The organism is Arthrobacter sp. GCM10027362, assembly GCF_042679445.1.
In the GTDB taxonomy this organism is placed as follows: Bacteria; Actinomycetota; Actinomycetes; order Actinomycetales; family Micrococcaceae; genus Crystallibacter.
Genome location: NZ_JBHTML010000201.1, coordinates 1 through 6,888, shown reverse-complemented (window position 1 = coordinate 6,888; position 6,888 = coordinate 1). Strand labels below are relative to the sequence as shown.

The window sequence follows — 6,888 nt, the reverse complement described above, 5'->3', positions numbered from 1 at the left end:
GCGGCGGATCCCGCCCGCGGACGGCCTGGCCGCCCTGGCCGCCTGGCGCGCCGGGCTGACGGAGCGGAAGGTAGTGGCCACGGCGGTGCGCTACTGCCTGGAGGAGCTGGCCGAACGCGCCCCGGGCAACAGCGTGGAGGTGCGGGTGCCCCCGTACGGCGTGGCGCAGTGCGTCGAAGGTCCCCGGCACACCCGCGGCACCCCGCCGAACGTGGTGGAGTGCGACGGCGACACCTGGCTTCGGCTCGCTGCCGGCGCCACCGGCTGGGCCGAGGCCGTGGCGGAGGGGGCGGTGGCCGCCTCCGGCCTGCGCGCGGAGTTGTCCGCCTGGCTGCCGCTTTTTGGCGGCAGCGGGGACGCGGCCGCCAACCGGTAGGGTTGAAGGCATGAGTTCAGAGCAGTCCCCCGCACCCGCCGGCCCCGGACCCGGCCGTCCCGGGCGGGAGCTTACCGTCCGGCGCGCTCCGAAGTTCGGCCCGTTCCTGGCAGCCGGCACGGTGCTCGGCGTCCTGGCGGCGGTGGTGGTGGCGCTGACCGGCCCGGAAAGCGCCGAGTTTACCCGCGGCTCGATCTTCGGTTTCTTCGCCGTCGTCTTCGGCGTGGCCGGCCTGCTGCTCGGCGGCATCGTGGCGCTGGTCCTGGACCGGATGAGCGTCAAGCGTGCCGGGCACCTGCTGGCAGAGGAAACCGTGGACCAGCCCGGCACCCCGGAGCAGGCGGACGGCACCGAGCCGCCGGAACGCGGCTCCGCCGGCTAAGGTCCTACCGGTCCCCGGCACCGCCGGCGCGTTCTTCGCCGCCGCCCGCGGCATGAGACAATACTCGGGTGGTACGCGGCGACGGAAAACTCTCCCATGATCTTCTCCCCGGCGAAAAAGGCCCCCAGGACGCCTGCGGCGTCTTCGGCGTCTGGGCCCCCGGCGAGGAAGTAGCAAAACTTACCTACTACGGGCTCTACGCCCTGCAGCACCGCGGGCAGGAGTCCGCGGGCATCGCCACCAGTGATGGCACGCGCATCAACGTCTACAAGGACATGGGCCTGGTCTCCCAGGTCTTCGACGAAACGACGCTGAACACGCTGACCGGACACATCGCCGTCGGCCACTGCCGGTACTCCACCACCGGCGGCTCCACCTGGGCCAACGCCCAGCCGACCCTGGGCGCCACCGCCAGCGGCACGGTGGCCCTGGCCCACAACGGCAACCTGACCAACTCCGCCGAACTGTACGAGAAGGTGCTCGAGAAATTCGGCAAGCCCGAACGCGGCGAACTCGCCCAGGGCAACACCACCGACACCGCGCTGGTGACCGCGCTGCTGGCCGGGCAGCCCGGACAGACGCTGGAAGAGCGGGCCATGGAGCTGCTGCCGAAGCTGCGCGGCGCCTTCTGCTTCACCTTCATGGACGAGACCACCCTGTACGCCGCGCGCGACGACGCCGGCGTGCGCCCGCTGGTGCTCGGCCGGCTGGAGCGCGGCTGGGTGGTCGCCTCCGAGACGGCGGCCCTGGACATCGTCGGGGCCTCCTTCGTCCGCGAAGTCGAACCGGGCGAGTTCATCGCCATTGACAAGCACGGCCTGCGCTCACAGCGCTTTGCCGAGAAGAAGCCGGCCGGCTGCGTCTTCGAATACGTTTACCTGGCCCGCCCCGACACCTCCATCAACGGCCGCAGCATCCACGCCGCACGCGTGGAAATGGGCCGCCGGCTGGCCCGGGAACATCCGGTGGAGGCGGACCTGGTCATCCCCACCCCGGAGTCCGGCACGCCTGCGGCCATCGGCTACGCGGAGGCTTCCGGCATCCCCTACGGCCAGGGCCTGGTCAAGAACGCCTACGTGGGCCGGACCTTCATCCAGCCGAGCCAGACCATCCGCCAGCTGGGCATCCGGCTGAAGCTGAACCCGCTCAAGGACGTGGTCCAGGGCAAGCGGCTCGTGGTGATCGACGACTCGATTGTCCGCGGCAACACCCAGCGCGCCCTGGTGCGCATGCTCCGCGAGGCCGGCGCGGCCGAGGTCCATGTGCGGATCTCCTCCCCGCCGATTAAATGGCCGTGCTTCTACGGCATCGACTTCGCCACCCGTGCCGAGCTGATCGCCAACGGCATCGGCATCGACGACGTGCGCGCCTCGCTCGGTGCGGACACCCTGGGCTACATCTCCGAAGACGGCATGATCGAGGCCACCGAGCAGCCGCGCGAGCGCCTGTGCACCGCGTGCTTCACCGGCCAGTATCCGATCGAGCTGCCGGAGGCGGACCGGCTGGGCAAGAACGTGCTCGAACGCAGCGCCGGCTCCGAACCCGAACACGGCTCCTGCGATCCGGGTCCGGACTCGGACCTGGAATACGTGCTGACCGACGACGAGAAGAAAGAGCGAGTATGACCTCCCGCCCGCAGGACGCCAGCCCGATCACCTACGCCAGCGCCGGCGTCGACGTCGAAGCCGGCGACCGCGCCGTCGAACTGATGAAGGGCGCCATCAAGGCCACCCACAACGCGAACGTGCTCGGCGGCGTCGGCGGCTTTGCCGGGCTCTACGACGTCTCTGCGCTGCTGTCCTACCGCAAGCCGCTGCTGGCCACCTCCACCGACGGGGTGGGCACCAAGGTGGCCATCGCCCAGGCGATGGACATCCACGACACCATCGGCTTCGACCTGGTCGGCATGGTGGTGGACGACATCGTGGTGGTCGGCGCCGAGCCGCTGTACATGACCGACTACATCGCCTGCGGCAAGGTGGTCCCGGAGCGGATCGCCGACATCGTGCGGGGCATTGCCGCCGCCTGCCAGGTGGCCGGCACCGCCCTGGTCGGCGGCGAGACCGCCGAACACCCCGGCCTGCTCGGCGAGCAGGAGTACGACGTCGCCGGCGCGGCCACCGGCGTGGTTGAGGCGGACGCGCTGCTGGGCCCGGACCGGGTCAAGGACGGCGACGTGGTGATCGCCATGGCCTCCTCGGGCATCCACTCCAACGGCTACTCGCTGGTCCGCCGGGTGATCAACCATGCCGGCTGGGCGCTGGAACGGCAGGTCTCCGAGCTCGGCCGCACCCTCGGCGAGGAGCTGCTCGAGCCCACCCGCGTCTACGCCGCGGACTGCCTGGACCTGGCCCGCTTCCTGCCCGTGTCCGACGGCGCCGGCGTGCACGGCTTCAGCCACGTCACCGGCGGCGGACTGGCCGCGAACCTGGCCCGTGTGCTGCCCAAAGGCCTGATGGCCACGGTGGACCGCTCCACCTGGGAGCTGCCGCCGGTCTTCAAGCTCATCGCCGAACTGGGCGGCGTCCCGCAGCCGGACCTGGAACGTACGCTGAACCTGGGCGTGGGCATGGTCGCGATCGTGGACGCGGCCTCGGCCGACGCCGCGCTGGCCCGCCTGAACGACCGCGGCCTGCCCTCCTGGGTCATGGGGCGGGTCGGCGCCGTGGACACCTCCCTGGCCGGCCCGGACTTCGTCCAGGGTGCCAAGGGCGTGGACGGCGGCGCCGTTCACCTGGTCAACAGCTACGCCTGACCCCTCCCCTTCCATCGGCCGGCCCGCTCACGGCTTCCGCACCAGCGGGAAGGCCGTGGCCGGGCCGTTTCCCGGAGGGGCGTGGCACACTGGTGGCATGGGTGCGTATGTCGCCGTCGTCTTCGTGCAGCCGGTGGAAGCCGGCCTCATCTTCCCGCGCACCGCATGGCCGCTGCATATCACGCTGGCCAGGTTCGATACCAGGGAAAACGCCGACGTCGTCAGCGGCAGGATCGGCAGCGCACTGGCCGCGGGGCTGGGCTTCACGGTGCGGATCGGTCCGGACGCGCTCTTTGGGCGCAACGGCACCGTCCGGGTCTCGCTGGTGGAACCCCATCCCCGGCTGCAGGCGCTGCACGACGGCCTGCTGGATGCGCTCGGCCCCGGCGTCCATGTGCTGAGCCCGCAGCATATCCGGGCACATTTCCGGCCCCACGTCACCCAGACGGACACCCGGCTGCATCCGGGGGACACGATGGACGTGCGGCAGGCCGCCCTGGTGGACATGCGTCCCGGCGGGGACAGCAGGATCCGCAAAGTCCTGGCGGTATGGGAAGCTGCGCTTTCGTAGCGAAGCGGGCTTTGCAGGGCAATGCTAAGCATGCTTAGCTTGCCTTGCGGGCGGGACGGACCGCACCCGCCTCGGCAGACACCAGGAGGAATGATGACCGAACAGCTCACCACCCCCGAGCAGCTCCTCGGCTTCAAGCTGGGGGCCGCGCTCACCATGGAACGCGACGTGCTCAAGATGCTCGGCGCATTGGAGCAGGCGGCCCAGCACCGCCAGGTCAAGGAGTTGCTCATCGAGCACGCCGCGGAGACCCGGAAGCAGGTCAGCAACGTTGAACGCTGCCTCGAGGCACTCGAACTGACCGGGCAGGACCAGCCGTGCCCGGTCAGCAGGGCGATGGCAGAGGAGGGCAGGTCGGCCCTCGGCCGGACCGACAAGAGCCTGGTCGACGCGGTCATCCTTGCCGGAGCGCTGGCGACGGAACACTACGAGGTGGCGGTCTACGAAACGCTGATCACAATGGCCAGCGTGCTCGGCGCCAGGAAGGTGGTCGAACTGCTGGAGGAAAACCTCGGCCAGGAAGAATCGGCCCGGGACAAGGTCAAGAAGCTGGCCCTGCAGCTGGCCGAATCGGCCGCGGGCTAGCGACGCGGAGACGGGTCCGGCCAGCGGCGCGGCACCCGTCCGGTATGGGCCACGAGGCGGTCCAGCGCCGGAGCATCCGGCGGCACCGGGACGGCGTCATCGAAACCAGCCACGGCCCGCAGTTCCGGTGTCAGCTCGCCGAGTTCCAGGACTCGTTCGGCCAGCTCCGGCGGCGCGTCCAGGGGCCGTCCGGTGGCCGTGGCGAAGTCCCAGGCGTGGACCAGCAGTTCGTTGTTGATCATGCCGGCCAGGAACTTCTCCTGTTCCGGCGCGAGTGTTCCCTCCCGCAGCCGCCGGGTGAACGCTTCCAGCACCGGCTGGGCCAGGCGGGCCATCCGGTCCTCGGCCGTGCCGGCGGCCTCGGCCGCGGCGGTGATGCCGAGTTCGCTACCGGCGGCGGCCAGCGACCCGGCCAGGTGATCCAGCAGCGCCGCGACGTCGAAGTCCCGGCACGGCGTTCGCCGGGCCAGAGCCTCCGGGGGCAGGTCGCGCAGCACGCGCAGCAGCACCGCCAGCGAAGCATCGGCCAGGGCCGCCGCGTCCGCTTCCTGCAGCAGCCCGTCCCAGTGGTCCGGCCCGGGGTCCTTGCCGGAAGCCACCGCGAGCAGCCGCTGCAGGTACCAGTCCCAGCCCTCGGCATGCCCGGCGGCCTGCTCCTCGTCCAGCCCGGCGTGCACCAGGGTCAGCCGCGTGCCGCCCTCGACCGGCTCGAGCGTGATGGTCACCGTAGCCGACCCTTCGGGAACCTCGTCGCGGCCCTCCCAGCTCTGGGTCCAGGAAATCCGGCGGCCGGGCTCCAGCTCGAGCAGCCGGCCCACCGCGTGAAAGCCCGGCGCCACAGTCATCCGTGACTCTCCCCCGACCTCGACGGCGATCCGTCCGGCGATGATGTTCCACCGCCGCAGCCGTTCCGGCTCCGTGATCAGGGCGAAGGTCTGCTCCGGGTCCAGCGGCACGACCACTGTTTTTTCCACGTTCATGGCGGTTCTTCTTCTTTGTTTGCGTCCGTGCTGCCGGCGTAACCGCCGCCGGTGCCGCGGAGTGTCTTCCCGGCGGCTCGCGCATCGGCGACCAGCAAATCCAGTTCGCTGGTCCAGAAGGTGTCGATAATCCTGCGCAGTTCGGCAATTCCCGCCGGTTCCACCTGGTAGTAGCGGAACCTGCCCTCGCGGCGGGCCGAGACCAGCCCGGCCGACTGCAGGACGGCAAGGTGCTGCGAGATTGCCGGCCTGCTGACCTCGAACCTGGAGGCCAGCTCCTGTACCGTCTGTTCCCCCGAGGCCAGCAGCTGCAGCAGCTTCCTCCTGTTCGGCTCCGCGGCTGCCTCCATCGGGTCCATCACGTTAACATGTTAGTCGGCACTTACCTGTGAGGCAAGGGGCCTGCATCGCCCAAAGCCTCGCTTAAACACCACCGGCGGCGCGTCCCAAGGGGCGCGCCGCTGGCGGGAATGGCTCAAAGGATGACGGGACGGCCGGGGCGCGGGCCGCGGCCCGGGCGGCTAACCGATCCGGCGGGTGTCCTCGTCGTCGTCATCGTCATATTGATCCGCGTACTTGTCCTCGTATTCCGAGTAGTCCGCCTCGTACGGATCCTCGGAATACTGGCTCGAAGCATGGCTCTTCGCAGCGCCGAGTTCGCGCTGGAGTGCGGAATAGTCGGTAGCCGGGCTGAAGTACTTCATGTCCCGGGCCTGCCTAGTCGCTTTTGCCTTCTGACGGCCGCGCCCCATGGCGTGACCCCCTTTTGTACGTCGATCCGGAGGTGGTCGCACGCCTGAACGCACGAGGCCCCGGAATATTGATCAGTTCTGTCGTACCTATAGGGTACATGTTTTCCAACCAACACGCGCCGCGCTCTGTTCCCATTGCGTCCCATGGCGGCCGGTCTCCGCCGGTCCCCGGCCCCTGCCGCCGCCCGCACCGCCGGGTGCAGGCGGTACGGGGGCGGCCGCGCCCCGCGGAAAACCTGCGTCCGCAGGCCGGAGTTGGCTAAAGTCGAGGTGGAGTACGAACCCGGCCGGCATCCCGGTACCGATCCCAGGAAGGTAATTTCCCCATGAGCGAACAGTCCGGAACGGCCGGCGGAGGCGGCACGCCCGAAGGTACCTCCGGGGCTGCCCGGCACCCGGGGACGGCCCCGGCGGACAGTCCCGCACCGGAGCAGGTACCGGGCACGGCGCTGCCGGAGGGGCGGACCCCGCCGTCGCAATGGACACC

The 6,888-nt window shown here is 70.2% G+C and carries 9 protein-coding genes; 6 read left to right on the top strand and 3 right to left on the bottom strand.

What is annotated here, in order from left to right:
• From ACFQ36_RS19445 to ACFQ36_RS19420, 6 genes are all read left to right on the top strand, one after another.
• Positions 1 to 376, top strand: a 376-nt coding sequence (locus ACFQ36_RS19445) for a sterol carrier family protein (protein WP_377016630.1), incomplete at its 5' end; no start/stop codon positions are given.
• A gap of 10 nt (positions 377 to 386) precedes the next feature.
• Positions 387 to 758, top strand: coding sequence for a hypothetical protein (locus ACFQ36_RS19440; protein ID WP_377016628.1), 372 nt, complete (start codon positions 387 to 389; stop codon positions 756 to 758).
• A 68-nt stretch (positions 759 to 826) separates the two neighbouring features.
• On the top strand, positions 827 to 2,383 hold the full coding sequence (purF, locus tag ACFQ36_RS19435; RefSeq protein ID WP_377016626.1) for an amidophosphoribosyltransferase: 1,557 nt from the start codon (positions 827 to 829) through the stop codon (positions 2,381 to 2,383).
• Positions 2,380 to 3,513 (top strand): phosphoribosylformylglycinamidine cyclo-ligase, encoded by a 1,134-nt coding sequence (gene purM / locus ACFQ36_RS19430; RefSeq protein ID WP_377016624.1) that lies wholly within the window; start codon positions 2,380 to 2,382, stop codon positions 3,511 to 3,513. Before purF ends, purM begins: the two co-directional genes overlap by 4 nt.
• Positions 3,514 to 3,610: 97 nt before the next feature.
• Positions 3,611 to 4,084 carry a 2'-5' RNA ligase family protein gene (locus ACFQ36_RS19425; protein ID WP_377016622.1) on the top strand — a complete coding sequence of 158 codons (474 nt, stop codon included), beginning with the start codon at positions 3,611 to 3,613 and terminating at the stop codon, positions 4,082 to 4,084.
• Positions 4,085 to 4,177: 93 nt separating this feature from the next.
• A complete protein-coding gene (locus ACFQ36_RS19420; protein WP_377016620.1) occupies positions 4,178 to 4,669 on the top strand; it encodes a ferritin-like domain-containing protein in 492 nt (163 codons plus the stop codon).
• On the opposite strand, the gene ACFQ36_RS19415 is transcribed toward ACFQ36_RS19420, so the two are convergent.
• The 3 genes from ACFQ36_RS19415 to ACFQ36_RS19405 all read right to left on the bottom strand — a co-directional run bounded on the left by ACFQ36_RS19415 (position 4,666) and on the right by ACFQ36_RS19405 (position 6,401).
• Positions 4,666 to 5,649, bottom strand: coding sequence for a TIGR03086 family metal-binding protein (locus tag ACFQ36_RS19415; RefSeq protein WP_377016618.1), 984 nt, complete (start codon positions 5,647 to 5,649; stop codon positions 4,666 to 4,668). The two genes, ACFQ36_RS19420 and ACFQ36_RS19415, sit on opposite strands and share 4 nt — an antisense overlap.
• Entirely contained in the window at positions 5,646 to 5,999 is a 354-nt protein-coding gene (locus ACFQ36_RS19410; protein WP_377016616.1) for an ArsR/SmtB family transcription factor, read from the bottom strand. The genes ACFQ36_RS19415 and ACFQ36_RS19410 overlap by 4 nt, the downstream gene beginning before the upstream one ends.
• A 171-nt stretch (positions 6,000 to 6,170) precedes the next feature.
• Positions 6,171 to 6,401, bottom strand: coding sequence for a DUF3073 domain-containing protein (locus tag ACFQ36_RS19405; protein ID WP_377016614.1), 231 nt, complete (start codon positions 6,399 to 6,401; stop codon positions 6,171 to 6,173).
• Positions 6,402 to 6,888: the final 487 nt, after the last annotated feature.